This is a genomic window from Mesorhizobium ciceri biovar biserrulae (genome assembly GCF_001618845.1).
GTDB classification, from domain to species: Bacteria; Pseudomonadota; Alphaproteobacteria; order Rhizobiales; family Rhizobiaceae; genus Mesorhizobium; species Mesorhizobium ciceri.
Genome location: NZ_CP015064.1, coordinates 2,029,998 through 2,054,151, shown reverse-complemented (window position 1 = coordinate 2,054,151; position 24,154 = coordinate 2,029,998). Strand labels below are relative to the sequence as shown.

Sequence of the window (24,154 nt, the reverse complement as noted above, 5' to 3'; positions counted from 1 at the left end):
TTTCTGTCCTTCTCCACTTGTGGGAGAAGGCAAGAGCGCCTTTTATTGACCATCCCTGCCCTCGCCTGTAGCTGTCCAGATTGATACAGCGAGGTCGCACATTCCGATGGCAAGCGAGCAGCTTTTTTCCGACTTCTTCTACAGCGCACCGGACGGGTTAAAACTCCATGCGCGCGTCTATGGCGAGGCCAATTCCGGACCCTGGCCGGTTGTCTGCCTGCCTGGCCTGACCCGCAATGCCAGGGATTTTCACGAGCTGGCGCTCTATCTGTCGACGCATGCGGCAACTCCACGAAAGGTCATCGCCTTCGACTACCGCGGGCGCGGGCAGTCAGCTTATGATCCCGACGTCAAAAATTACAATGTCGGCGTGGAGGCCGGCGACATTCTCGCCGGGCTGGCGGCGCTGAACATCGGAGAAGCGGCCTTCATCGGCACCTCGCGCGGGGGATTGATCATCCATGTGCTCGGGACGATGCGGCCATCCGTCCTGAAAGCCATTGTTTTCAACGACATCGGACCGATGATCGAGACGGCCGGACTTGCCCATATCCAGTCTTATCTCGAGCGCGACCCGGCACCGAAAACCCGCACACAGGCGGCGGCCGCCCAGCGCAGCGTGCATGGCGAAGACTTCTCCGCTCTTGCCGGCGCCGATTGGGATCGGATGGTATGGGCTCTCTACCGCGAAACGGATGGTGGGCTGGTGCCGGATTTCGATCCGAAGCTGGTGGATACCGTTGCCAGTCTCGATCTGACGCAGAAGCTGCCTGATCTATGGCCTCAATTCGAGGCGTTGGCCGCCATCCCGTTGCTCGCCATACGTGGTGCCAATTCGAGATTGCTGTCGATAGACACGCTCAAGCAGATGAAAGAGCGCCATTTCATGATGGAGACGATCACCGTCGAGGGCCAGGGCCATGCGCCGTTCCTCGAGACCGGCAGCCTACCGGGCGACATAGGCACTTTTCTCGATCAGGCCGAGCGGAAGAATATCCTGAAGTAAACCCCATGACCAAACAAGGTCACGGGATAGCTATGATAGTATAGGCACGATTCTTCAGCCTACTTGGCTTTTGAACTTTTCCGAGTCGCTTTCGGCGACTCCTTAGCGGCGGCGGCTGCCTCGTCCCTCGTTTTCCGCTCTGCCGTCGGCGACGAAGGCGTCGTCACGGGCGAAGAAAACATGGGGCCTTCAGCGCAATTGCCGCCCGGCTGAGTCGATCGAGGCGTTTCCAGCACGATGACACAGCCATCGAGATCGTTGGTGGCCAGATGCGCGTAGCGCATCGTCATCGACAGCGTTTGGTGGCCGAGCCACATCTGCACGCGCCTGATGTCGATGCCGCCCTGGACCAGACGCGAGGCGCAGGTATGGCGCAATATGTGCGGCACCACCTGATCGTCGGCGCCGAGGCCGACTTCGGCCTTCGCGTCGTTCCAGATGGCACGGAACTGTGCCTGGCTGAGCTTGGTGAACGGTCCTTTGGGCCGACGACCCTCGGTGGGAGGCAGCTTGATGACCTCCTTGACCCGCTCGGTCATCGGAATGGTGCGGCTGCGGCCGGATTTGGTGATCCAGAAGGAGACGCGATGCTCCTGGATATCGTTCCAGATCAGCCCAAGCGCCTCGCCGAGACGGCATCCGGTGTCGACCAGGAAAACGGAAAGCCTGTAGGCATCCTCGCTGCGGCTCTTGATGGCGGCGAACAGGCGCGCCTCTTCGTCCCTTTCGAGGAAGCGAATCCGACCCGCCCGCTCCTTCTGGCGGCGGAACTCGGGCAGGCTGTGGATATCTCCCATCTTGTGAGCCTTGCGCAGCAGTTTGCTGAGGGCAGCCATCTTTCGATTGATGGTTGCGTTGCTGTTGCCGCGCTGGCGCAGGGTGCCGATAAGGTTGTCCAGGGTACTTTGGTCAAAGGCGCTGAAACGCTCACCAAGGAGAATCTCGTCTATTTCGCCGATGAACGAGCTGACATTATACTTATGCCGCCCATCATCCCATAATATGTCCCGATATGCTGAAAAAAGATCTCCGACCCGATGCGATTTTACTTCTCTAATCTTGTTGTAGGTGTATCGAATCTTCGGACTTTGAGAAGAAAACATCGAAAAATGATCAGAGGACTCGCCCTCTTGAATCGCTTCGTTCGTCATCATTTGCCACACCCCCGAGTGGGATAGGTCAGCCCTACCCGCTTGGAAGCGTCCTTTCAAGAGATTTTAATCACGCAGTTGTGATTTCATCCGCCCATCAGCGGATCCCACGAAACCACCCCACGGATTTATTCAGCTACCGTTACCCCCATCCTTCCGTTTGCCTTGATCCAGTCACGAAACAAAAACAGCCCGGGCGTTTGCGCGCCCGGGCTGGATTTCACCTGTAAGGAACCAGCCCTTAGAACGAGCGCTGGAAGCGGAGGATACCGCCGATGTTGCTCTTCTTGTCGGCATGGGTCCAGTTGGACACGGTGTCGTTGCCGACATTAAGGTAATCGACTTCGGCCGTAACCGTGAAGCCAGGAACGACGTCGTAGGCGATGTTCGCCGCGATGCCGAGGTTCTTGCCCTCGTCATATGACACCTGAGCGTTGAACGAGGTCTTCTCGTTGAACTTGTAGGTGCCACCGCCCCACAGTGCCCAATTGCCGCTCCACTGCTTGTACATGCCGCGACCACCAGCAGGGAAATTCAAGCTTGCGTCGGTGTAGTTGTCGTCGGTGCCGTAACCGCCCATGATGAACAGCGTCAGCTCGTTCGTCGCGTTCACGTCCAAGCGAACCTTGGTGGCGACTTCTTCGTAGTTGCTGTCATACGAAACAACGCCGGTGATTGCACCCCAGCCCTGCGTCCACTTCACACCGCCGACGACATGCGGAACATAGCTGTCGATCGTGTAGGCGCCATAGCCTTCTTCGAGTGAAACCACAGCCGAGAAGCCGTTGCCAGCATCGAAGTAGTACTGGATGACGTTGGTGTCGAAGCCGCCATAGGGAACCAGCGTATCCTGGATGACGTTGCCGGCGTAGCCGACGAACGTATCGAAGGCCGATTCGTCCTTACCGACGCGCAGGCCACCGAGCTGGATCCAGGCGAAGTTCAGCGAAACAGGCTCGTTGCCAGCAGCATTGATGAACGGGCTCGTATCGCGTTGGGTGTTGCTGAAATTGAAGCGGGTCTCGGTGTAGGTCTTCAAGGTGCCGAGTTCGGTTTCCTGACCGGTCCAGGTCTTCAGCGTGAAGCGGGCTCTCTTGCGCCAGGTGTCGTTGCTCTCACCGATGTCCTGATGATCTGCGCTTCTTGCACCATCGAACGAGCCGACGTCGCCGCCACCGATGTCATAACGGATATAGCCGCCGATGCGCAGGCAGGTCTCGGTGCCGGGGATGTAGAAGTAGCCAGCGCCGTAGACGTCGCAAATCTTGACGTATTCAGCGGGTTCCGGCTCGGCGACGACGACGGCGTCGGCGGCGCGCGCACCGGAAACTGCGATCAGGGCCGCAGCGGAGCCGAGGAGAAGGCTCTTAATGTTCATTTTCTGACCTCCAGTCAAAAGTTAAAAAACGGGTCTGGGTATTCTTTGCTGAAGGACAGCGTTCCCTGCCCCATCCCCACTACCGAAAAAGATGCGCACCGCGCCGCTCCTTCGAAATCGACATTACCCATGAGGCGGCGAGGTTCAACCACGATCGTACCGGTGAAAGGGCTGCCTGGCTGCTATCCCCCGGCGTTGTTGCACAAATGACACGATTTGGCCTCACTCAGAAAGCTCTCGTTAACCATCAGGCCGCCGCACTCCCTTGTTTGCCGGCGAATCCGGCGATGGGCCGACGGAATCATGGCGAATTCCCGAGTCGCTAGCCAGGAAACAACCGCAGAACCGCCACATCCATGGAAGATTGCGGTTCGGCGCCTTCTTATTTTGCATATAATGATGCGGGCTTGTTGATTGTGCCGGCGCTTTTCTTTATCCAGCGGCGCAACGGAGAGGTGGCCGAGTGGTCGAAGGCGCTCCCCTGCTAAGGGAGTAGAGGTCAAAAGCTTCTCGTGGGTTCGAATCCCATCCTCTCCGCCACCCTACGCCCTGCGGGCTTCGGTGGCAGGCCACCCGGAACCGCATCGGCGTGGGAGTGTCGCCCGAAGCTACGAAGTAGCGTAGGGGGACCATGTGGTACGTGTATTTCCTGCAGCTTCATAATGGCGATGTCTATGTCGGGTCGACAAACGACCTTCGACGCCGGTTCGAATCGCATCAATCAGGCTATGTGACTTCGACCAGAGCCTATCTGCCTGTAGCCCTGAAGACCTATATCGCGGTCGAAACCGAGACCAACGCACGGCAGTTCGAGCGATATTTCAAGACCGGATCGGGCAAGGCTTTCGCCAGTAAACGGCTTTGGCGGACAGAGCCCCGCTGAAGGCCTTTTTATCTATCCATCTGAAATATAAAGAAAAAAATACATGAGAGCTGGGTTTTACCGACCTCCGTTCTCGATTCTGACTGGAGGTCAGAAAATGAACATTAAGAGCCTTCTCCTCGGCTCCGCTGCGGCCCTGATCGCAGTTTCCGGTGCGCGCGCCGCCGACGCCGTCGTCGTCGCCGAGCCGGAACCCGCTGAATACGTCAAGATTTGCGACGTCTACGGCGCTGGCTACTTCTACATCCCCGGCACCGAGACCTGCCTGCGCGTCGGCGGCTATGTCCGTTATGACATCGGCGGTGGCGACCTCGGTTCGTTCGATGGTGCAAAAGCCGCGGATCACCAGGATGGTGATGACCACAATACCTGGCTGAAGAATACCCGCTTCACGCTGAAGACCTGGACCGGTCAGGAAACCGAACTCGGCTCCTTGAAGACCTACACCGAGACCCGCTTCAACTTCGGCGACGACAACGCCTTCGAGGACGTCAACGCCGCCCACAACCGGGACGTCTCGCTGAACTTCGCCTGGATCCAGCTCGGCGGCCTGCGCGTCGGTAAGGACGAATCGGCCTTCGATACGTTCGTCGGCTACGCCGGCAACGTCATCAACGACACGCTCGTTCCCTACGGCGATTTCGACACCAACGTCGTCCAGTACTACTTCGACGCCGGCAACGGCTTCTCGGCAGTGGTCTCGCTGGAAGAAGGTAACGCCAATGACACGATCGACAGCTATGTTCCGCATGTCGTCGGCGGCGTGAAGTACACGCAGGGCTGGGGCGCCATCACCGGTGTCGTCGCCTATGACAGCAATTACGAAGAAGTGGCCGGCAAGGTTCGCCTGGATGTGAACGTCTCCAACGAACTCTCGCTGTTCATCATGGGCGGCTACGGTTCGGACGACAATCTCAACGATAACCTCAGCAATCATGTCGACGCCAACGGTCGCGGCTTCTACAAGATGTGGGGTGGCAATTGGGCAGTGTGGGGCGGTGGCACCTACAAGTTCAACGAAAAAACCTCGTTCAACGCTCAGGTGTCTGCTGACGATTGGAAGAACGTCGGCGTTGCCGCGAACATCGCTTACGACGTTGTGCCGGGCTTCACGGTCACGGCCGAAGTCGACTACCTCCATGCAGGCCGATTTGGCGATGTCAACTATGTTAACCCATCGTTCACACCGGCCGACAAGAAGAACAGCATCGGCGGCCTCCTCCGCTTCCAGCGCTCGTTCTAATATATTTCGACTTGTCGAAATCGAAAACCCGGCGGGCAACCGCCGGGTTTTTTACGCCGGGTTCCGAGAGACTCGTCAAATGCAGTTGAGCCGCCCCGAGACCGAGCCCCTGCACTTCTTGAAGGTTTGCGAGCGACAATAGCCAGCCGACGAAGCCGAGCCCCGGCAGCTCCGGCAGTCCGGCAGTGCGTGAGTTTTCGCGCCAAGCACTTCGAGCGTGTCGACCAGCAGAATCAATTGACCAACCGAGCGATTGTGTTGGGATCATCGGGTGCGGAATCACGCGCATCCGTAAGCTTCTTCAGCTCTATTTCTCAGCAGTGCCAACCAAATCGAGGAGACGTGCGCGCATGAGCGGAACGCAGGACTGGTCTGAGTTACGTGTCCGCCAAGTCGCCCAAAGCATCGATGAGTGGCTGGATCTCGCCTTCATAATTCTTCCAGCGCTTGACCGACGATTTGTAGATCGGTTGGCGAACCTGCCAGCGACTGGGTGTGTTGACCGAACCATCCCTGTCGAAAAAGCGCAGGCAGGCGTCATCCCAGGGCAGCCCAAGGTAATCGATGAGGCGGCGTGACTGCGCTTCCTGATCGTCGACCAGCGTCTCGTACTGATTTTCGAAGATCAGGTTCGGGAAAACCTCGTTCCAATGCTGCATCAGGCGGTCATATTCTCGATAGTACAGGCCGAGTGTCTTCAGGTCGGTGTTGTAGCTGTGCCCCTCGCCGAATTTCTGGACAAAACAAGAGACGCAATTGTCGATGGCGTCACGACGGCAATGAATGATTCGCGCGTTGGGAAAGAGAACGGCGATAAGACCGATCAGCTCAAAATTATGAGGCATCTTATCCACGATCCGAAGCGCGGCAGGCGCTCGCTCCCTCAGATAGGTCAGGTGCTCTTCGGCCAGTGTTCCGGACAGGTGTTCTGTGATCGACGCCATCGCATGGTTTAGCCTCCCGGCCGATGACTTTCTGAGGTCGATCGCATTCGCGACTCTTCTGAGTTTGCTTAGTTCCCCTGCGCCATGGACATCGGGATGACTTGCGCAAATTTGTTCCGTGAGTGTCGTTCCCGAGCGCGGCATGCCGACCACGAACACAGGAACTTCCGAAGGATTTCCGTAACCCGACCTGGCAGCCAGCATCTCAGGCGTGAAGGTCTCAATCAGTGAATCTACCCACCGACGGTATTGGTCGATATCGAAGTAGCGGCCCGAGGCCTGTTTGGCCTTGTTGAAATGGCCGAATGCATCCTTATAGCGCTTGAGGTCGTTCAGCACCTTGCCGGCCGCCAGATGGAGCTTCTCTACGCCGTCCAGATCAAGCTTGGGATTGCCGAGTTCACCAACGATGGATTGTAGTTCCTTTGGCTCTTCGGTGAACTTTTGCGTCTGTACAAGGTCGTTGTAGGCAGTCGGCATTGCGATGCGACGTTCGATTGCTTCTTTAAGAAAGGCGGCGGCCTCGTCCATGCGCCCCAGGCTGCTGAGCGCGCTGGCCAGTCCTATCCGCACTTTGGGATGATCGCGGTTGATCTTCAGCGCCTTCTCATAGAGCGGCAAAGCCATGTCGGGTTTATCAAACTGGATATAAGCGTCCCCCAATGCACAAAGCGCTTCGATGAGACCTGGCTGCAACTCCAAGGCATACTGCATATGCTCGATTGCCGGTGAATATTCACTGACCTTCACATAGGCCGAAGCCAAACCAAGGTGGTAGTAGGGGTTTTTTGGTTCCTCGCCGACCGCTCGTGCGAAATATCGCAAGGCCGCCTCATCGTCGTAGCCCAGGCACACGGTCCCCAAAATATACAGGGCGAGCGGATGGTTAGGCGTGCGCGCCAGCACCCGAAGGCATAGGTCCTGAGCCTCGTTAAGCCGCTTGGCCTGCTGAAACTGATACGCCTGCTCCAGCAACGCATCGTCTGCCTGCGCAGGCGAAAGCGAATTTGCGTTGCGCAGATTTGGCTGCGGGAATTTGGGTTTCGGCCCGGTTTGGACCTTGAGGTGTTTGGACCAGGCAGGCGGCAGACGGTTGTTCATCACGTCTCGCTAGCAAAAGCGGCCGAAAGAATCCAGCGTTACGGATCTGCCCAGCGGCAACTTGCACCGACCCATCCGGCGCGCTAGCAAGAAGGCCCTTTCAAGCGAGCTTCCACCATGCATCAGCGCCCTCCCCTCATGCCGCTCATCGCAGCGCTTCCCTCGACGGTGCCGTTTGTCGGCCCCGAAGCGCAGGAGCGCGAGCGTGGCCGCGCTTTTCGCGCCCGCATCGGCGCCAATGAGAGCAGCTTTGGTCCCTCGCCGCGCGTCATCGCCCGCATGGCCGAGATCGCCGGCGACATGTGGATGTATTGCGATCCCGACAATCACGATCTGAAGGTGGCGGCGGCCGCGCATCACGGCGTAAAAGCAGAGAACGTCGTTGTCGGCGAAGGCATAGATGGCCTGCTCGCTCTGGTGGCACGCATGTATGTGGCGCCCGGCGATGCTGTGGTCACATCGCTCGGCGCTTATCCGACCTTCAACTTCCACATCGCCGGTGTCGGCGGACGACTGGTGACGGTCCCTTACGAGAACGACCGGGAAAGCCTGGATGGCCTGCTGGCGGCGGTGCGCAGGGACAAGGCCCCGCTGGTCTATCTCTCCAACCCCGACAATCCGATGGGCAGTTGGTGGGAGGCGAGCGAGATCATCCGTTTCATCGAGGCGCTGCCGCAAGCCACCATGCTGGTGCTCGACGAGGCCTACGGCGAACTCGGGCCGGCCTCGGCGCTGCCGCCGATCGATATCTCCAGGCCAAACGTCATCCGCATGCGCACCTTCTCGAAGGCGTACGGGCTGGCGGGCATACGCTGCGGCTATGCGATCGCCGAGGCCCAGGTGATCCGCGACTTCGAGAAGATCCGCAATCATTACGGCGTCAGCCGCATGGCGCAGATCGCCGGCGTCGAGGCGCTCGCCGATCAGCACTGTCTGCAAAGCGTGGTGGCGCGGGTCGCGGCCGGCCGCCGACGCATCGCCGGTATTGCCGAGGCGAACGGGCTGAAGCCACTGGCGTCGGCGACCAATTTCGTCACCATCGATTGCTGCGGCGATGGCGCCTTTGCGCTGAAAGTTCTGCAAGCCCTGCTGTCACGCGACGTCTTCATCCGCAAGCCGATGGTGCCACGGCTCGACCGCTGCATCCGCGTCAGCGTCGGCCTCGATCACGAGCTCGACATTTTTGCCGAGGAACTTCCCGGTGCTTTGGCGGCAGCGCGGGGCAATTAGGATACCGCTGGCGCGCAACCGGCAGCAAAAGCCGCCTACAAATCCATTTCCCAGGTCTGGCCGGTCAGATCCTTGCCGAAGCTGCGGTGGTGCTCCTGCGAGACCAGCCTGAAGCCGGCACGTTCGTAGATCGCGCGCGCCGCAACGAGGATGTCGTTGGTCCACAGAACCAGCTTGGCGTAGCCGCAAGCCCGGGCCTGGTTCACGCATTCCGCCACCAGTCGTTTGCCGATGCCGAAGCCGCGCGCCGACGCCTCGACATGCAGCATTCTCAGCTTGGCCACCTTGTCATCCTGATGAACCAGGAACACCGCGCCGACCGGCTGACCACCGCGCTCGGCGATCCAGCAGAAATCGCGGCCGGGCACGAAATTGCGAATGAAATCGGCGCCGATCTCGGCGAGCATGGCCTCGAACTCGATCGTCCAGCCATATTCCTCGGCATAAAGTTGGGCCTGGCGCTGCACGACCCAGCCGACATCGCCGACGCGGTGCGGCCGCAACGTCACCTCGCCGCTTTCACGGGTGGGATCACCCAGCAATTCCCCCGCCTTGCGCAAGGCGCTGCGCAGTTCATGCAACCTGTCGTCGGGTACGCTTTCGATCAGCCGCGCCGTATCCCGATCGGCCGCCACCTGCAGCCTGGCAAGCGCTGCCTCGCCCCTTGCGGTCAGCGAGAGGACCCTTCGGCGCCGGTCAGCCGGGTCCGTTCTGGCCTCGGTCAGCCCCTGGCCCGCGAACTTGCGCAGGATCCGCGTCAGATAGGCGGCATCGACACGCAACTGTCTCGATATTTCGGAGGCCGCCGGGCCATTCTCCAGCCGAAAAGCCCCAGCCAGGAAACCTCGCTCGCCGGCGATTTCGGCGGAAGCCGGGTTGCTGCGGTGACCCAGTTCGAACAGCACGCGCGCCTCGGTCAAAGTGAATGCACTTTGTGTCAGCGTCTCGTCGAGAAGGCCGACAGTACGCGTGTAGAAGCGATTGAAGCGCCGGACATCGGCCACCAATGCGTTGCGTTCGTCCAACATTTGCGGCCAGCTCCTAATAAAGCAGTTCCATTTTCCTAAATTAGTGGACTGAGTCAATTAAATTCAAGGCCAGAAGGCCAGCTAAAGCCGGAAGGCCCAGCTATTGCGTCCGCGCGCAGGTTGCATTCCTCAGGCCGTGCGCCAGATTCAAAACGAGACAGGCTTGGAGAGATTCATGGCTGGTCATCGCAGGAAAGTGCACGCACGCGTCTACGGTAACGTGCAAGGCGTCGGCTTCAGAGCCTGGGCCCGGGATGAGGCCACGGGCCTTGGTCTTGCGGGCTGGGTTTGCAATGAAGCGGACGGGTCCGTAACGGCCGAGATCGCAGGCCTCGATGAGGCGGTCTCGACAATGATCGAGCGCCTCTGGAAAGGGCCGGCCGGGGCTTTGGTTTCCAAGGTCGACGTCGAGGAGTTGGAGGCAGACAACGCCTCTGTTGGGTTCAGAATCGTGGCATGAAGGCGGATTTGGATTGAGCGCCTTGAATTAATTAAACGTTCGTTTTATTATTGCTCCGCAGAGGAGCTGACATGGCACGCACCGCCGGGTCTGATGGCGAAAAGACCGAAGCGACCATTCGTGAGGCGGCGGTCAATCTGATCGCGCGTTTTGGCTACGAGGCGATGTCGATGCGACAGCTCGCCGCCGAGGTCGGCGTACAGGCGGCCGCACTCTACCGCTACTTTCCGACCAAGGAAGAGCTTCTGTTCACGCTGATGCGCGAGCACATGGAAGGTTTGACCGAAGCGTGGGAAACAGATCGCCCGGTTAATGCGGATCCCGTGCAGCGGCTTTCGGCCTATGTCGAAAACCACATCACTTTCCACATCGAGCGACGGCACGCCACGCATGTGTCGAACATGGAATTGCGCAGCCTGTCGCCGGAAAGGCTGACGCAGATCCTGCGCATGCGCACTGCCTACGAGAAGGAGCTGCGCACCATCCTGCGCGACGGCGCCGAGACGGGCACCTTCAGCATCGACGACACCGGGCTGACCGCCATGGCGCTGATCCAGATGATGACCGGCGTCATCGTCTGGTTTCGGCCGGGCGAACGGCTGTCGATCGCTGAAGTGACCACAACATATCTTTCAATGACAATGCGGCTCGTCGGCGCGAAGATCGACGCCTACAGCGCCGCGCGTCCCTTCGGACGCGCAAAGGACGCTGCAGCATTTTGATTCGCGCATGATCCCTTTCCGAAATCAAAGTCGATTTTCGGGGTCATGCGCAGGGAGGAGAAAAATGTACACCAACACGCTCAGCTTCGGGCATGACGAAGAGATCGAGGCGCTGCGCGACATGGTGCGGCGCTTTGCCCGGGACCGGATCGCGCCGATCGCCGCCGACATCGATCGCTCGAATGAATTCCCGGTGCATCTGTGGGGCGAACTCGGTGCGCTCGGCCTGCTCGGCATCACCGCCGACCCCGATTTCGGCGGCAGCGGCATGGGCTATCTCGCCCATGTGATCGCCGTCGAGGAGATTTCGCGCGCTTCGGCCTCGGTCGGCCTCTCCTACGGTGCCCATTCCAACCTCTGCGTCAACCAGATCAACCGCTGGGCGACGCCGGCGCAGAAGGAAAAATACCTGCCGCCACTGTGCTCGGGCGAGCGAGTCGGCGCGCTGGCGATGTCGGAATCCGGCGCCGGCTCGGACGTCGTCTCGCTGAAGCTGCGCGCCGAAAAGCGCAATGACCGCTACGTGCTCAACGGCACCAAGATGTGGATCACCAACGGGCCGGACGCCGAGACGCTGGTGGTCTATGCCAAGACGGATCCGGACCTGAAATCGCGCGGCATCACCGCCTTCATCGTCGAGAAGGCTTTTGCCGGATTTTCCGTGGCGCAAAAGCTCGACAAGCTCGGCATGCGCGGCTCCAACACCGGCGAGCTGGTGTTTAGGGATGTCGAGGTGCCCTTCGACAACGTGCTGCATGAGGAAGGGCGCGGCGTCGAAGTGCTGATGTCTGGCCTAGACTATGAGCGCACGGTGCTTGCCGGCGGCCCGATCGGCCTGATGGCGGCGTGCCTCGACGTGGCAATCCCCTATGTGCATGAGCGCAAGCAGTTCGGACAGGCGATCGGCGAGTTCCAACTGGTGCAGGGCAAGCTGGCCGACATGTACACGACGCTGAATGCCGCGCGCGCCTATGTCTATGCCGTCGCCGCCGCCTGCGATCGTGGCCAGACGACGCGAAAAGATGCCGCCGGCTGCGTGCTGTTTGCCGCCGAGAAGGCGACGCTGATGGCGCTCGACGCCATTCAGCTGCTTGGCGGCAACGGCTACATCAACGACTATCCAACCGGCCGCCTGTTGCGCGACGCCAAGCTCTACGAGATCGGCGCCGGCACCAGCGAAATCCGCCGCTGGCTGATCGGCCGCGAGATCATGGCGGAGGGGGTGTAGGTATGGCCACGTTGCAAACCCAGATCTCCCCCTCCTCCGAAACCTTCCGTGCCAATGCCGAGCGCATGCGGGCGCTGGTCGCCGACATTGCGGAGAAGGCTGCCACCGTCGAGCTCGGCGGTTCGGAGGAAGCGCGTGAGCGCCATGTCTCGCGCGGCAAGCTTCTGCCGCGCGAGCGCCTTGCGCAATTGCTGGATGTCGGCTCACCCTTCCTCGAGATCGGCCAGTTCGCGGCATGGTCGATGTATGGCGAGGAGATCTCTTCGGCCGGCATGATCGCCGGCATCGGCCGCGTCGAAGGCACCGAGGTGATGGTCGTCGTCAACGACGCCACCGTGAAGGGCGGCACCTATTATCCGCTGACCGTGAAGAAGCATTTGCGGGCGCAGGAGATCGCACTGCAGAACAATCTTCCCTGCATCTATCTCGTCGACAGCGGCGGCGCCAATCTGCCCAACCAGGACGAGGTGTTTCCCGACCGCGAGCATTTCGGCCGCATCTTCTACAACCAGGCCAACATGTCGGCATCAGGCATTCCGCAGATCGCCTGCGTCATGGGTTCGTGCACGGCGGGCGGCGCCTATGTGCCGGCGATGTCCGACGAGACGATCATGGTGGGCAATCAGGCAACCATCTTCCTCGGCGGCCCGCCGCTGGTGAAGGCGGCGACGGGCGAGGATGTCAGTGCCGAGGATCTCGGCGGTGCGGATGTGCACACCAGGCTTTCCGGTGTTGCCGACCACTATGCGCTGGACGACGACCATGCCCTCGCCATCTGCCGGCGCATCGTCAAGAACCTGAATCGGAACAAGACTGTAAGCCTGAACTCTAGGAGAGCGATTCCGCCGCTTCATCCGGCGGATGAACTTTATGGCATCGTGCCGACCGACCTGCGCCAGCCCTATGACGCGCGCGAGGTCATCGCGCGCGTCGTCGACGGTTCCGAATTCGACGAGTTCAAGCAGAATTACGGCACCACGCTGATCACCGGCTTTGCCCATCTCCATGGCATGCCGGTCGGCATCATCGCCAACAACGGCGTGCTGTTTTCCGAAAGCGCGCTGAAGGGCGCGCACTTCATCGAACTGTGCTGCCAGCGCAAAATTCCATTGGTCTTCCTGCAGAACATCACCGGCTTCATGGTCGGTCGAAAATATGAAGCAGGCGGCATCGCCAAGGATGGCGCCAAGCTGGTGATGGCGGTTGCCACCGCCAGGGTGCCGAAGGTGACTGTCATCATCGGCGGTTCGTTCGGCGCCGGCAATTACGGCATGTGCGGCCGCGCCTATTCACCGCGCTTCCTGTGGATGTGGCCGAACGCCCGCATCTCGGTGATGGGCGGCGAACAGGCGGCAACGGTGCTTGCCATGGTCAAACGCGAAGGCATCGAGCGCAAGGGCGGAGAATGGAGCGCCGAGGAAGAGGCGAAATTCAAGAAGCCTATCCTGATGAAATACGAGCATGAGGGCCATCCGCTCTATTCGTCCGCACGCCTCTGGGACGACGGTATCATCGATCCTGCGAAGACGCGCGACGTGCTGGCGCTCAGCCTGTCGGCCGCGCTCAACGCCGAAATCGAGGACACGCGCTTCGGCGTGTTTCGGATGTGAGAATGGACGGTCAACTTCGACAGCCAAACGGCGGAACTATACCGGCAGGCCGTTGCTGCCGTGTGAAAAGGCTGAACTGTATGGACCAAGCGATTGGTCAGTATAGGCGGCTTCGAATCTCAAACAGTGAACTGGCGGGGGGACAAAATATTCGCTACTGTTTATCGAGCATGGGGCAATGGGGACGGACTGGAAATGAAACTGAAATATTGCCAGGGAACGGCTGCTTCGATACTTTCCGCATTTCTAATATTAACGGCGACCGGCATCAGCTCGGCGGAATCGCTCGCAGGACGCAAGGGAGACGTGCGTTTTCCGCCGACCTTGGGTTCGGGCGAATGCAACGTTGCCTACAAGGGTTACGTCGCGGCGAGCGGCCATTCGGCCTACGCCACAACCTTTTATTCGCGCGTTGTCGACCTCTACATCATCTGCGGGACGAAGCTCAACGCGCCGTCCCAGAAGGCGGCGGAAGAGACGGCGCTGCGCAATTGCCAGGCCGGGTTGACACGGTGGAAGCTCAAGACCGCGAGTGGCGGCTGCGCAATCTCGTCATCGAAATAAGCAACCGGCCGAGACTTTTTTGCGAATGGGGGAAGCAGAATGAAATCCGGGACCTGCAAACGAGCAGCCACCCCCATAGTGGCAGGCTTGCTGATGGTGGCGGCCTCCACCGCCGCCATGGCCGGATCGCTGGCAGGCAGCAAGGGCGACGTGCGCTACCCGGTGACCATTCCTATAGGAACCACCGGGGGCTGCGGGAAGGCCTATGCAGCGTATCTCGCAGCCGCAGGCCATTCGGCTTTCGCGGCGACGCCAATCGTTCCGGCGACCGAGTACTTCGTTTGCGGCGTGAAGCTGAATGCATCGTCACAAAAGGCGGCGGCGGAACTGGCACTGAAATCCTGTCAGGCCAGCAAAAGCAAATACAAGGTTACCGTCGCCGGCGCCTGCAGCATCGCCGCGTCCAAATAGACCGGAAAGCGCCCGGTTTTTCTCCTTGGGGAAGACAAAATGAAATCCACGAATTCCAAGCGAACAGCCATGGCGATATTTGCCGGATTGCTGACGATCGCCGCGTGCGGCGCGGGCATGGCCGGCTCACTGGCGGGAAGCGAGGGAGACAAGCGTTTCCCGCCGTACCTGCCGCGAAATCCCAAGGATCCCTGCACCAAGGCCTACAAGGCCTATGTCGCGGCCGGTGGCCATTCAGCGTACGCAACCACTCCCTACGCACGGATAATGTCGTCGTACATAGTTTGCGGCGGCCACCTCAACGCACCATCTCAAAAGACGGCCGAAGAGTTGGCGATGAAATCCTGTCAGTCCACCCGCGGCCACTACAAAGTCACGACCGGCGGCGGTTGCGAGATCGCGGCCTCGAAGTAGGTACAGCCGACCGCAAGGTAGAGCACTCCCCTGGTAAGGGAGAGGTTTACTCCGAGGGCTTAAAAGGCTCGCGGGACAGCACCCCCCTCTGTCCTGCCGGTCAGAGGGGGGTGTTCAAGCGCCATGCTTCCCATGGACTTCGAACCTTACATGCGGAGGCTCCATGTTCGCCAAGATCCTGATCGCCAACCGCGGCGAGATCGCTTGCCGTGTCATCCGTACGGCTCGGAAGCTGGGCGTGCGTACCGTCGCCATCTATTCGGATGCCGACGCAAAATCCCTGCATGTCGAGATGGCCGACGAGGCGGTGCATATCGGCGCCTCGCCCGTCGGCGAAAGCTATCTGCGCGGCGACAAGATCATCGCGGCGGCCCTGGCAACGGGTGCGCAAGCCATTCATCCCGGCTACGGCTTCCTGTCGGAAAATCCCGATTTCGTCGACCAGGTGACAGCGGCGGGGCTTATTTTCGTCGGCCCATCCGCGGCCTCTATCCGTGCCATGGGGCTGAAGGACGCCGCCAAGCGGCTGATGGAAAAGGCCGGCGTGCCGGTCGTGCCGGGCTATCATGGCGAGGCGCAGGAGATCGTGCTGCTTGCCTCCAAGGCGCGCGAGATCGGCTATCCAGTGCTGATCAAGGCGCGCGCCGGCGGCGGCGGCAAGGGCATGCGCCGGGTCGAGCATCCCGATGAGTTTTCCGAGGCGCTGTCCAGCGCACGGCGCGAGGCGAAAGCCGCGTTCGGCGACGACCGTGTGCTGGTCGAAAAATATGTCGACAAGCCGCGCCATATCGAAGTGCAGGTCTTCGGCGACAATTTGGGCAATGTCGTGCATCTCTACGAGCGCGACTGCTCAGCGCAGCGCCGCCACCAGAAGGTGATCGAGGAATCGCCGGCGCCCGGCATGACGCCCGCTTTGCGCAAGGCGATGACGGAGGCGGCAGTGAAGGCCGCCAAGGCGATCAATTATTCAGGCGCCGGTACCATCGAGTTCATCGTCGATGCCTCGCAGGGCCTGAAGGCTGACCGCTTCTGGTTCATGGAGATGAACACCCGTCTGCAGGTCGAGCACCCGGTCACCGAAATGGTCACCGGCACCGACCTGGTCGAGTGGCAGTTGCGGGTCGCGTCAGGCGAAAAGCTGCCCAAGACGCAAAGCGAGATCGCGCTCGTCGGCCATGCCTTCGAGGCGCGCATCTATGCCGAGGACGCGGCAAAAGGGTTCCTGCCGGCGACCGGTACGCTGCATCATCTGAAATTTCCGGATGCGGCCCCGCAAGGCGCCACGATTCGCATCGAGACTGGCGTGCGAGCGGGTGACGCCATCTCGCCCTATTACGACCCGATGATTGCCAAGCTGGTCGTCCACGCAACGGACAGGCAGGCGGCTCTGGAGGCGCTTGGCGCGGCGCTATCCCGGACCGAGATCGCCGGCTCGACCGTCAACACCGCCTTTCTTGCCGCTCTCGCCGCCGATCCGGATTTCGCCGCAGGCGACGTCGACACCAGCCTGATCGCCAGGCACCAGACGGCGCTGACCGAGGTCGCGCCGCCGACCGGCGAAACCATCGCTGCCGCGGCCGTTGCGGCCTCCGGCGCCGGAGCATCGCCGTCACCCAACGATCCGTGGTCGTCGCTTGCCGGTTATGCGCATTTCCACAGCGTGGCGCGACGCACACGATTGAAGTTTGGCGAAGACGAAATCGTGGCGAAAGTTTCGGTGCGGTATGACGGGCGGTTCCAGGTGACGCTGGACAAGCCCTATGACGACACCAATTCGCATGATTTTCGCTCAACACCACGCCTCGCCCGCTGGCCAGGCCACATCACCGTGTTCGAAGGCGCCGTCGGCTACACCTTTACGGTGCCGGACCCGCTCGCACGAGCCGACGAGGCAGCGGCGGGTTCAGGCAGCCTGCGCGCGCCGATGCCGGGACTGGTCAAGCTGGTGCGCGTGGGAAAGGGCGATGCCGTGATCAAGGGTGAACCGCTGCTGATCCTGGAGGCGATGAAGATGGAACACACCATCGCCGCGCCACATGACGGCGTGATCGCCGAGATCGCCACCGAGGGCGTGCAGGTGACCGACGGGACGGTACTGGTACGGTTCGTCGAGGAACAAGCCGCTTCGGCCGCTGTAGCCAGCTGACGGTTCGAAAGGCAGACTACAGGGCAAACAAGAAAATGGCCGGGACGACCCCGGCCATTTCCCTATGCTATTCAGTCGCCGGGCCGGCGATTACTGCGCGATCGGCGCATATTTTCCGTCATGCCACTGGTTGATGTCGTAGCTGGCATTCTTGAGATCGCCCTTCTCGTCGAAGGTGACATTACCGACAACGGTGCTGATCGGCGTGCCGTTCTTCAGCGCCTCGGCAACCTTGGCCGGATCGTCGCTGCCGGCACGCTTGATGCCTTCGGCGAATGCCTGGATGGTGGCGTATGAGAACAGCGTGAAGCCCTCCGGCACGAAACCGCCGGCCTTGATCTTCTCGACGGCTGCCTTGGCTTCCGGCTTTGCCTGCGGATCCGACGGGAAGACGAACATGGTGCCCTCGCCGGCCGGGCCAGCGACCTGCCAGAATTCCGGCGAGGCGATGGAGTCCGGCATGATCAGCTGGAACTTCAGGTTCTGTTCCGCCGACTGACGCAGGATCAGGCCAGCTTCAGGATGGTAGCCGCCGAAATAGACGACGTCGGCTTTCAAGTCCTTGAGCTTGGTGACGAGAGCCGAATAGTCCTTCTCGCCAGCGTTGATGCCGTCATAATAGACCTCCTTGAGGCCGCCGGCATTCATCGTTGCCCTGACGGCGTCAGCCACGCCCTGTCCGTAGGCGCTCTTGTCGTGCAGGACGACGACATTCTTGCCGGCGAACTTCTTGGCGATCCATGGGCCGATGAAGGCGCCCTGCGCATCGTCACGCGTATAAAGGCGCATGATCGTCGGCCAGCCGGCCTTGGCGGCCGCGTCGGTCAGCACCGGGTTGGAAGAAGCCGGGCTCATCATCAGCGCGCCGGCTTCGGCATAGACGGCCGAGGCCGGAATGCTCGAACCCGAGCAGGCATGGCCGTCGATGAACTTGACGCCATCGGCGACGACGCGGTTGGCAACCGACACCGCCTGCTTGGGATCGCACTGGTCGTCTTCGATATCAAGCTTGATCATCGAGCCGTTGACGCCGCCAGCGGCATTGATCGCATCGGCAGCGGCCTGTGCGCCCTGCTTGAACTGATCGCCGATGGTGGCGAGCTGTCCGGTCATCGGGCCAATCACCGCAAAGGTGATATCGTCGGCAAATGCGACCGGCGTGCTCATCATCAGGCCGAATATGGCCGCGTTCAAAATACTCAATTTTTTCATGATGGTAGAACTCCTCCACTCACGCGCGGCCGCCCCGGCCACGCTTCTTCCAGAGAGGCGGGACAATTTCATCCTTCATTCGGCCTGTCTAGGCGCATTGGCGCCGCTCGATTGGGCCTGCAAGACGTCATCCACGCAAAAAGCCACGCCAGCCTTGTTCCGGCTGGTCGTGGCTTTTTTGCCCGTCGAGCAATCTCCAGGCGCCCCCGCCCCTAAAAATCCCGCTCAGCTTCCCTGTGTCGCGCACGACTGGGCCTTGCGGCCTGCCGCGTTCTTTCTCTTGCCCTCATGACCGTCTTGCGCGGCCTTCAATTTCGCCGAGTCCGGCCGTCTGTGCGGCCTTGATCCCGGAGCTTCCCTGTCTTCGATAGGCCTGTCTGCGATTGGCAGATTTCAGTGCATGGTCATCCATTCGCGGGCTTCGCGAAGCGCCGTGGCGATCTCGACCTTCGACATGGCCGCCGACAGTTCCGAGCGCAGTTCCGCGGCGCGGGCCGAGCCCTTGATGGCGGCGATGTTGAACCATTTGTGGGCGGCAACGACATCGGTCTCGCAATCGCGGCCGGTCGCATACATCATGCCCAGTTCGAAAAGGATGTCGGCCTGGGCAGTTGCCCCCATGGCGCCGAAACCTGCTTCAAGCATTTCAAAACGTGCCATTTCAATCCCCTGTTTCCGGCCCCTGTCAGGCTCCCGAGAGCTGCCTTCTTTCGTCCTTGGCGGCTGCTCTTCCGATGCTTTCGAGAATGCCGTGCAGGCTTGAATCCGTCGTTAAATGGCGTGCTTAATTTGAGGAAAACAAAGCTAAAACAAGAGGTAAACGCGGAAATTCGTTAAGGATACAAAGCCAGCAATTCAGCCTGCTTGCGTCAAATTTGACGAAAATTTCCCGATGCCAATTCAAGACTTCGCTAACCACAGGAGACAAAGGCGATGCGCCGATCGTTTCATTTCCTTGGCCAGGAGGCGCATTCGGGGCCCTTCAAAATCCGAAAGTCTTCCGTTGCGGCACCGCTTTTGTTTTGCCGGGAGCTGGATTAGCTTACGTTTGCGTAAGCGGCAGACCGAGGCGGAGCATCCGGCCGGACATCTAAAGGGAGGAAGACATGTTTCGAAGAGTGAGCCTGGCCCTTGCGGCCACATTGATCATGGCCGGTGCGGCCTGGGCCGATCCGATCGAGGGCAATTGGAAGACGCAGGCCGGCGACACCGCAGCCATCGCTGGCGGCGGCTCGTTTTCCATCACGCTCAAGTCCGGCAAATATGCCGGCAAGACCATCGGCTCGCTCAAGGCGACGGGCGACAACAAATATGCCGGCAACATCACCGATCCGGCAAACGACAAGACCTATTCGGGCAAGGCGACATTGTCGGGCACCTCTCTCAAGATGAGCGGCTGCGTGCTCGGCGGGCTGATCTGCAAGAGCCAGACCTGGCACAAGCTCTGATCGAGCGCATCTTTCCGACCTGATGACGGGGCCCCGACGGGCCCCGTTTTCGTTTTGTCGACACATCCTGCGCCGGTGATGCTCGATGGAGGCCGGCGGCTATCCAACCGACGCCGGCGCCGTCGAAACCCCGTCAATCATCTTGAACCGCAGATGAACGCCGCCATCAGAGCCGGTTCAGTTGCATCAGGGCATTCTCCGGCGTGTTGAAGGAGACCGACCCAATGCTTGCTCGCCGCTTCACCATCGTCTGCCTGCTGGTGAGCCTGTTTGGAATGTTCTTCGCCATCCTCGTCGCTGAAGCGGGCCGTCCGGCCCGCGCCTGGGACGAAGCCAGTTCCAGAACCTGCCGCCTCGCCTGCCCCACCCATCTTCGCAACTGAACAAAGAAACCAAGACCTCGAAAAGAAAAGCTGAACGCCATGAACCGCATCGCCGCCAACGCTCTCAAGACCCTTCGGCTTCTGCCGCGGGCGGCGCTTATCCTGACGGTTCTGGCCGCTCCGGTCCTGGCCGTGCCGATGATGCGCGCTGACGCCGGCTCGACGATCGACGCACCGGCCCTGAAGAAGTCCGGCGTCGGCTTTGTGCTTCTGGTCAGCCTGCAGCGCGGTTGAAGAAAAACGGCGCTTTGACCGCCTTCGGTCGCGACACCCCTCCCAAGTGCCGATCCAAGTCTCTATATTGAGCCATGGAAAAGCGAATCTACCCACAAGCCATCGAATCTGTCGTCATGCCGGAGCCTTTTGGCCGGCAAAGCTTTGATAGCGCCGAAAAGGCCGTCAAGGCACTGCAGGCGCTTTACGATCGCAACACCAGGTTCCTGCGCGATTCCTTCGCAGAATTGGCGGCAGCAGGCGGTGATAATGGCAAGCGCTACCGGGCCTTCTATCCGGAGATCGGCGTCACCACCAACTCATTCACCCAGATCGACTCGCGCCAGGCCTATGGGCATATGCCGACACCTGGGCATTTTTCCACCACCATCACCCAGCCGGGCCTGTTCGAAAGCTACCTCGTCGAGCAGTTGCGCCTGATCATGCGCAATCATGGGGTTGCGGTCACGGTGTCGGAATCGACCACACCCATCCCGCTGCATTTCGCCTTCCTTGAAGGCACCCATGTCGACGGCGCGGCGGCAGAGCGTATCAAGCGGCCGATCCGCGACCTGTTCGACGTGCCCGATCTCGATGGCACCGACGACCAGATCGCCAACGGCACCTTCGAAGTCGCCTTCGGCGAGCCGAGGCCTCTGGCGCCTTTCACGGCGCAGCGCATCGACTATTCGCTGCACCGGCTGTCGCACTATACGGCAACCACGCCACAGCATTTCCAGAACTTCGTGCTGTTCACCAACTATCAGTTCTACATCGACGAATTCGTCGCCCGCGCCCGCGACCTGATGGCCAATGGCGGCGGCGGATACACGGAGTTCGTCGAGCCGGGAAATGTCATCACCAAGGGCGGGCAGAGCGCGCCCAGCGAAGGCGTTGCACCGCCGCGCTTGCCGCAGATGCCGGCCTATCACCTGAAGAAATCGGGACATGGCGGCATCACCATGGTCAATATCGGCGTCGGGCCTTCCAACGCCAAGACCATCACCGACCATATTGCGGTGCTGAGGCCGCATGCCTGGGTGATGCTCGGTCACTGCGCCGGCCTGCGCAACACGCAGGCGCTTGGCGACTATGTGCTGGCGCATGCCTATGTGCGCGAGGACCACGTGCTGGACGACGATCTTCCGGTCTGGGTGCCAATCCCGCCGCTGGCCGAGATCCAGGTGGCGTTGCAGGAAGCCGTCGCCGAAGTCACCGGCCTTTCGGGCTACGACCTGAAGCGCATCATGCGCACCGGCACCGTTGCCACCATCGACAATCGCAACTGGGAACTGCGCGACCAGCGTGGGCCGGTACAGCGTCTGTCGCAATCTCGCGCCATCGCACTCGACATGGAATCGGCGACCATCGCCGCCAATGGCTTCCGCTTCCGTGTTCCCTACGGCACGCTGCTGTGCGTTTCGGACAAACCGCTGCATGGCGAGTTGAAGCTGCCCGGCATGGCGACCGAATTCTACAAGCGCCAGGTGGCGCAGCACCTGACCATCGGCATCAGGGCTATGGAGAAGCTCGCGGAAATGCCGATGGAGCGGCTGCATTCGCGCAAGCTCAGAAGTTTTTCGGAAACGGCGTTCCAGTAGGCCGGTTCCACGCATCGCATGGGCGTTTCGCCATCTTGATTGAGCCGCATTTCTGCCGATAAGCAGGCGGCATGGAGAAAGCGGGCTTCGGGACATTGCTGATTTCGGTTGCATTCCTGGCAATGCTGGCCTGTTCGATCGCGCTGGTGGCCGGGTTTTTCGGAACGCTGCATCCCGCCTTCGATTCCTTCTCGCATTTCCGCGTCCACCTTGCCGTGCTGATGGCGCTTTGCGCGTTGCCGCTGCTGGCCACGACATTTCGACTGCAAGCGGCCGTGGCACTGCTTTTTGCCGTGGCGGCCTTCGCCACCACTTCCGGCTCGCTGTCCTTCTCCCGCCTGTGGCCGGTTCAGGCCGCCTATGAAGCCAAGAACGAAGACCGCGCGATCTACAAGCTGCTGCAGATGAACCTGCGCTACGACAATCCAACGCCGAAGAAGGTGCTGTCGCTGATCGGCCGGACCAATCCCGACGTGATCACCCTCGACGAGGTGTCGGCGATGTGGGCGACCGAGCTTGGCTATATCAGCAGCGCATATCCATACCGGATCCTCTGTCCTTACCCTAACAAGATATTCGGCGTCGCGCTGCTCTCGCGGCGGCCCTTTGCCGCCGGCACCGAGGCGCGTTGCGAAAGGCGTGGTGCCATGGCGACAGCGACCGTCGACTTCGGCGGCATCGACGTCGATGTCGCCGCGATCCATCTCAGCTGGCCCTGGCCACGCGAGCAGTACTGGCAGATCGGCGAGTTGACGGAGCCGCTTTCCGCGCTCGGCGAGACGGCCATCATGGCGGGCGACTGCAATGCCGCCCCATGGAGTGCCGCCGTGCGGCGGGTCGCGGCGCTTGGCGGGCTGACCGTCATGCCTTCCGCCGGCCCGACCTGGATCCACATCAGGCTGCCGGATTTCCTGCGGCGCTTCGCCGGCCTGCCGATCGACCAGGTTTTCAGCAAGGGCGGCGTGACGATCCATTCGGCGACACGGCTGGAAGACACCGGCTCGGATCACCTTCCGGTCATGGTGGAGTTCTCGCTCAGGCTGAATCAGCAAAAGCCGCTCGATGAACATGAAACCGCGACCGCGGCCATTGTCCAGACCGGCAAGACGCCAGGCTGAAGGATCAGGGCCTGACCAAAGCGATGACGAGATGCTGGACATGGCCGCCGTCGCGATGCTCGCGCGCATCGAAAGCGAGCTGCTTGGCCTCATATGCGGCATTGGTGGCCTTGATGCGTCGCTGTGCCTCGCGACGTGTCTTGTAGCAGGACCGGTCGTCGGCAATCCTGAGGCCGGAGATGGATCTTTCCGTGGCCCGCATCATCTCCCTGGCGATGCGGCCATGGGTTTCCTCATGGGCGCGGACGCCGGCGAAGAACCGCGTCCAGCGCTTCCGGAGCGTCGGGGTGGTGGCCGAGGCGACACGCGGAAATGTGTAGAAGAGATTGAGCGTGCCGTTGGCACGCCGCAAGCGGCAGACGCCATTGTCCTGGCTGGTGTCAAGGTCCCAATCCACAGCGTAGCCGGTCAGCGCGATGGCATGCGTCATGAAGCCGTGCTTCGGCCCCTTGCGGTCCATAGCTTGGACTAGCGCCAGCCCCGTGTTCCCGGTGATGTCGTAGGTCCGCGTCTTGACCACCACCCTGGTGCCGGCCGAGGCCGCCGAAGCCAAGCCGAACAGCGCACCGATCGCCACAAGGCATGCCAGAACCGCCAGGCGCATTGGCCATCTCCTTATCGTCAAGGAATGGAACCATAAGCGCGCGGCAGTTTCAACAG

Annotated in this window: 24 protein-coding genes and 1 tRNA gene; 18 read left to right on the top strand and 7 right to left on the bottom strand. The window is 60.8% G+C overall.

What is annotated here, in order from left to right; translation table 11 throughout:
- Positions 1-106: 106 nt before the first annotated feature.
- Positions 107-1,006 carry an alpha/beta fold hydrolase gene (locus tag A4R29_RS09155; RefSeq protein ID WP_063171760.1) on the top strand — a complete coding sequence of 300 codons (900 nt, stop codon included), beginning with the start codon at positions 107-109 and terminating at the stop codon, positions 1,004-1,006.
- Positions 1,007-1,065: 59 nt separating this feature from the next.
- On the opposite strand, the gene A4R29_RS09150 is transcribed toward A4R29_RS09155, so the two are convergent.
- Positions 1,066-2,160: a tyrosine-type recombinase/integrase gene (locus tag A4R29_RS09150; protein WP_063171759.1), complete on the bottom strand. Its 1,095-nt coding sequence runs from the start codon at positions 2,158-2,160 to the stop codon at positions 1,066-1,068.
- A gap of 238 nt (positions 2,161-2,398) precedes the next feature.
- A complete protein-coding gene (locus A4R29_RS09145) occupies positions 2,399-3,535 on the bottom strand; it encodes a porin (protein ID WP_013532599.1) in 1,137 nt (378 codons plus the stop codon).
- 449 nt (positions 3,536-3,984) lie between these two features.
- Here A4R29_RS09145 and A4R29_RS09140 point away from each other — a divergent pair.
- The 3 genes from A4R29_RS09140 to A4R29_RS09130 all read left to right on the top strand — a co-directional run bounded on the left by A4R29_RS09140 (position 3,985) and on the right by A4R29_RS09130 (position 5,661).
- Positions 3,985-4,075 (top strand) — tRNA-Ser (locus tag A4R29_RS09140).
- 91 nt (positions 4,076-4,166) lie between these two features.
- Entirely contained in the window at positions 4,167-4,418 is a 252-nt protein-coding gene (locus tag A4R29_RS09135) for a GIY-YIG nuclease family protein (protein WP_013532600.1), read from the top strand.
- Positions 4,419-4,515: 97 nt separating this feature from the next.
- Positions 4,516-5,661, top strand: coding sequence for a porin (locus tag A4R29_RS09130; RefSeq protein WP_063171758.1), 1,146 nt, complete (start codon positions 4,516-4,518; stop codon positions 5,659-5,661).
- Between the two features lie 377 nt (positions 5,662-6,038).
- Here the strand turns inward: A4R29_RS09130 and A4R29_RS09125 are convergent, their stop codons facing one another.
- Positions 6,039-7,706: a tetratricopeptide repeat-containing sulfotransferase family protein gene (locus A4R29_RS09125; RefSeq protein WP_063171757.1), complete on the bottom strand. Its 1,668-nt coding sequence runs from the start codon at positions 7,704-7,706 to the stop codon at positions 6,039-6,041.
- Positions 7,707-7,823: 117 nt separating this feature from the next.
- Here A4R29_RS09125 and A4R29_RS09120 point away from each other — a divergent pair, with 117 nt between their 5' ends.
- The gene (locus A4R29_RS09120) at positions 7,824-8,936 is read left to right on the top strand and encodes a pyridoxal phosphate-dependent aminotransferase (protein ID WP_063171756.1); all 1,113 of its coding nucleotides are present in this window, start codon (positions 7,824-7,826) and stop codon (positions 8,934-8,936) included.
- Positions 8,937-8,971: 35 nt separating this feature from the next.
- Here A4R29_RS09120 and A4R29_RS09115 read toward each other — a convergent pair whose 3' ends face one another.
- Positions 8,972-9,964: a bifunctional helix-turn-helix transcriptional regulator/GNAT family N-acetyltransferase gene (locus A4R29_RS09115; protein ID WP_063171755.1), complete on the bottom strand. Its 993-nt coding sequence runs from the start codon at positions 9,962-9,964 to the stop codon at positions 8,972-8,974.
- 175 nt (positions 9,965-10,139) lie between these two features.
- On the opposite strand from A4R29_RS09115, the gene A4R29_RS09110 reads away from it, so the two are divergent.
- The 8 genes from A4R29_RS09110 (at position 10,140) to A4R29_RS09075 (ending at position 17,519) form a co-directional block, all read left to right on the top strand.
- Entirely contained in the window at positions 10,140-10,424 is a 285-nt protein-coding gene (locus A4R29_RS09110) for an acylphosphatase (protein ID WP_063173625.1), read from the top strand.
- A gap of 71 nt (positions 10,425-10,495) precedes the next feature.
- Complete coding sequence (locus A4R29_RS09105) at positions 10,496-11,146, top strand: TetR/AcrR family transcriptional regulator (RefSeq protein ID WP_063171754.1); 651 nt, start codon at positions 10,496-10,498, stop codon at positions 11,144-11,146.
- A 64-nt stretch (positions 11,147-11,210) separates the two neighbouring features.
- Positions 11,211-12,374, top strand: coding sequence for an isovaleryl-CoA dehydrogenase (locus A4R29_RS09100; RefSeq protein ID WP_063171753.1), 1,164 nt, complete (start codon positions 11,211-11,213; stop codon positions 12,372-12,374).
- A gap of 2 nt (positions 12,375-12,376) precedes the next feature.
- Complete coding sequence (locus tag A4R29_RS09095) at positions 12,377-13,984, top strand: carboxyl transferase domain-containing protein (RefSeq protein ID WP_063171752.1); 1,608 nt, start codon at positions 12,377-12,379, stop codon at positions 13,982-13,984.
- Positions 13,985-14,077: 93 nt separating this feature from the next.
- Positions 14,078-14,548: a hypothetical protein gene (locus A4R29_RS09090; protein WP_338039873.1), complete on the top strand. Its 471-nt coding sequence runs from the start codon at positions 14,078-14,080 to the stop codon at positions 14,546-14,548.
- A 39-nt stretch (positions 14,549-14,587) separates the two neighbouring features.
- Positions 14,588-14,959, top strand: a complete 372-nt coding sequence (locus A4R29_RS09085) for a hypothetical protein (protein WP_013532610.1) — start codon at positions 14,588-14,590, stop codon at positions 14,957-14,959.
- A 39-nt stretch (positions 14,960-14,998) separates the two neighbouring features.
- Positions 14,999-15,373: a hypothetical protein gene (locus tag A4R29_RS09080; RefSeq protein ID WP_063171751.1), complete on the top strand. Its 375-nt coding sequence runs from the start codon at positions 14,999-15,001 to the stop codon at positions 15,371-15,373.
- A 163-nt stretch (positions 15,374-15,536) separates the two neighbouring features.
- Positions 15,537-17,519 carry an acetyl/propionyl/methylcrotonyl-CoA carboxylase subunit alpha gene (locus A4R29_RS09075; RefSeq protein ID WP_063171750.1) on the top strand — a complete coding sequence of 661 codons (1,983 nt, stop codon included), beginning with the start codon at positions 15,537-15,539 and terminating at the stop codon, positions 17,517-17,519.
- A 90-nt stretch (positions 17,520-17,609) separates the two neighbouring features.
- On the opposite strand, the gene A4R29_RS09070 is transcribed toward A4R29_RS09075, so the two are convergent.
- Positions 17,610-18,731, bottom strand: a complete 1,122-nt coding sequence (locus tag A4R29_RS09070) for an ABC transporter substrate-binding protein (RefSeq protein ID WP_013532613.1) — start codon at positions 18,729-18,731, stop codon at positions 17,610-17,612.
- A 393-nt stretch (positions 18,732-19,124) separates the two neighbouring features.
- Complete coding sequence (locus tag A4R29_RS09060) at positions 19,125-19,391, bottom strand: SEL1-like repeat protein (RefSeq protein ID WP_013532614.1); 267 nt, start codon at positions 19,389-19,391, stop codon at positions 19,125-19,127.
- Between the two features lie 446 nt (positions 19,392-19,837).
- Here A4R29_RS09060 and A4R29_RS09055 point away from each other — a divergent pair, with 446 nt between their 5' ends.
- The 5 genes from A4R29_RS09055 (at position 19,838) to A4R29_RS09040 (ending at position 23,494) form a co-directional block, all read left to right on the top strand.
- The gene (locus tag A4R29_RS09055) at positions 19,838-20,179 is read left to right on the top strand and encodes a DUF2147 domain-containing protein (RefSeq protein ID WP_013532615.1); all 342 of its coding nucleotides are present in this window, start codon (positions 19,838-19,840) and stop codon (positions 20,177-20,179) included.
- A 224-nt stretch (positions 20,180-20,403) separates the two neighbouring features.
- A complete protein-coding gene (locus A4R29_RS34600; protein WP_023812838.1) occupies positions 20,404-20,562 on the top strand; it encodes a hypothetical protein in 159 nt (52 codons plus the stop codon).
- A gap of 39 nt (positions 20,563-20,601) precedes the next feature.
- Entirely contained in the window at positions 20,602-20,796 is a 195-nt protein-coding gene (locus tag A4R29_RS09050) for a hypothetical protein (protein ID WP_024505272.1), read from the top strand.
- 116 nt (positions 20,797-20,912) lie between these two features.
- Complete coding sequence (locus A4R29_RS09045) at positions 20,913-22,376, top strand: AMP nucleosidase (RefSeq protein ID WP_224674137.1); 1,464 nt, start codon at positions 20,913-20,915, stop codon at positions 22,374-22,376.
- 71 nt (positions 22,377-22,447) lie between these two features.
- Positions 22,448-23,494 carry an endonuclease/exonuclease/phosphatase family protein gene (locus A4R29_RS09040; RefSeq protein WP_063171749.1) on the top strand — a complete coding sequence of 349 codons (1,047 nt, stop codon included), beginning with the start codon at positions 22,448-22,450 and terminating at the stop codon, positions 23,492-23,494.
- A gap of 4 nt (positions 23,495-23,498) precedes the next feature.
- On the opposite strand, the gene A4R29_RS09035 is transcribed toward A4R29_RS09040, so the two are convergent.
- Positions 23,499-24,098, bottom strand: coding sequence for a DUF922 domain-containing Zn-dependent protease (locus A4R29_RS09035; protein WP_063171748.1), 600 nt, complete (start codon positions 24,096-24,098; stop codon positions 23,499-23,501).
- Positions 24,099-24,154: the final 56 nt, after the last annotated feature.

Excerpts from the sequence above, each read along its gene's own strand:
- A4R29_RS09155 (WP_063171760.1), top strand. The coding sequence starts at position 107 with ATGGCAAGCGAGCAGCTTTTTTCCGACTTCTTCTACAGCGCACCGGAC.
- A4R29_RS09150 (WP_063171759.1), bottom strand. The coding sequence starts at position 2,160 with ATGATGACGAACGAAGCGATTCAAGAGGGCGAGTCCTCTGATCATTTT.
- A4R29_RS09145 (WP_013532599.1), bottom strand. The coding sequence starts at position 3,535 with ATGAACATTAAGAGCCTTCTCCTCGGCTCCGCTGCGGCCCTGATCGCA.
- A4R29_RS09135 (WP_013532600.1), top strand. The coding sequence starts at position 4,167 with ATGTGGTACGTGTATTTCCTGCAGCTTCATAATGGCGATGTCTATGTC.
- A4R29_RS09130 (WP_063171758.1), top strand. The coding sequence starts at position 4,516 with ATGAACATTAAGAGCCTTCTCCTCGGCTCCGCTGCGGCCCTGATCGCA.
- A4R29_RS09125 (WP_063171757.1), bottom strand. The coding sequence starts at position 7,706 with ATGAACAACCGTCTGCCGCCTGCCTGGTCCAAACACCTCAAGGTCCAA.
- A4R29_RS09120 (WP_063171756.1), top strand. The coding sequence starts at position 7,824 with ATGCATCAGCGCCCTCCCCTCATGCCGCTCATCGCAGCGCTTCCCTCG.
- A4R29_RS09115 (WP_063171755.1), bottom strand. The coding sequence starts at position 9,964 with ATGTTGGACGAACGCAACGCATTGGTGGCCGATGTCCGGCGCTTCAAT.
- A4R29_RS09110 (WP_063173625.1), top strand. The coding sequence starts at position 10,140 with ATGGCTGGTCATCGCAGGAAAGTGCACGCACGCGTCTACGGTAACGTG.
- A4R29_RS09105 (WP_063171754.1), top strand. The coding sequence starts at position 10,496 with ATGGCACGCACCGCCGGGTCTGATGGCGAAAAGACCGAAGCGACCATT.
- A4R29_RS09100 (WP_063171753.1), top strand. The coding sequence starts at position 11,211 with ATGTACACCAACACGCTCAGCTTCGGGCATGACGAAGAGATCGAGGCG.
- A4R29_RS09095 (WP_063171752.1), top strand. The coding sequence starts at position 12,377 with ATGGCCACGTTGCAAACCCAGATCTCCCCCTCCTCCGAAACCTTCCGT.
- A4R29_RS09085 (WP_013532610.1), top strand. The coding sequence starts at position 14,588 with ATGAAATCCGGGACCTGCAAACGAGCAGCCACCCCCATAGTGGCAGGC.
- A4R29_RS09080 (WP_063171751.1), top strand. The coding sequence starts at position 14,999 with ATGAAATCCACGAATTCCAAGCGAACAGCCATGGCGATATTTGCCGGA.
- A4R29_RS09075 (WP_063171750.1), top strand. The coding sequence starts at position 15,537 with ATGTTCGCCAAGATCCTGATCGCCAACCGCGGCGAGATCGCTTGCCGT.
- A4R29_RS09070 (WP_013532613.1), bottom strand. The coding sequence starts at position 18,731 with ATGAAAAAATTGAGTATTTTGAACGCGGCCATATTCGGCCTGATGATG.
- A4R29_RS09060 (WP_013532614.1), bottom strand. The coding sequence starts at position 19,391 with ATGGCACGTTTTGAAATGCTTGAAGCAGGTTTCGGCGCCATGGGGGCA.
- A4R29_RS09055 (WP_013532615.1), top strand. The coding sequence starts at position 19,838 with ATGTTTCGAAGAGTGAGCCTGGCCCTTGCGGCCACATTGATCATGGCC.
- A4R29_RS34600 (WP_023812838.1), top strand. The coding sequence starts at position 20,404 with ATGCTTGCTCGCCGCTTCACCATCGTCTGCCTGCTGGTGAGCCTGTTT.
- A4R29_RS09050 (WP_024505272.1), top strand. The coding sequence starts at position 20,602 with ATGAACCGCATCGCCGCCAACGCTCTCAAGACCCTTCGGCTTCTGCCG.
- A4R29_RS09045 (WP_224674137.1), top strand. The coding sequence starts at position 20,913 with ATGCCGGAGCCTTTTGGCCGGCAAAGCTTTGATAGCGCCGAAAAGGCC.
- A4R29_RS09040 (WP_063171749.1), top strand. The coding sequence starts at position 22,448 with ATGGAGAAAGCGGGCTTCGGGACATTGCTGATTTCGGTTGCATTCCTG.
- A4R29_RS09035 (WP_063171748.1), bottom strand. The coding sequence starts at position 24,098 with ATGCGCCTGGCGGTTCTGGCATGCCTTGTGGCGATCGGTGCGCTGTTC.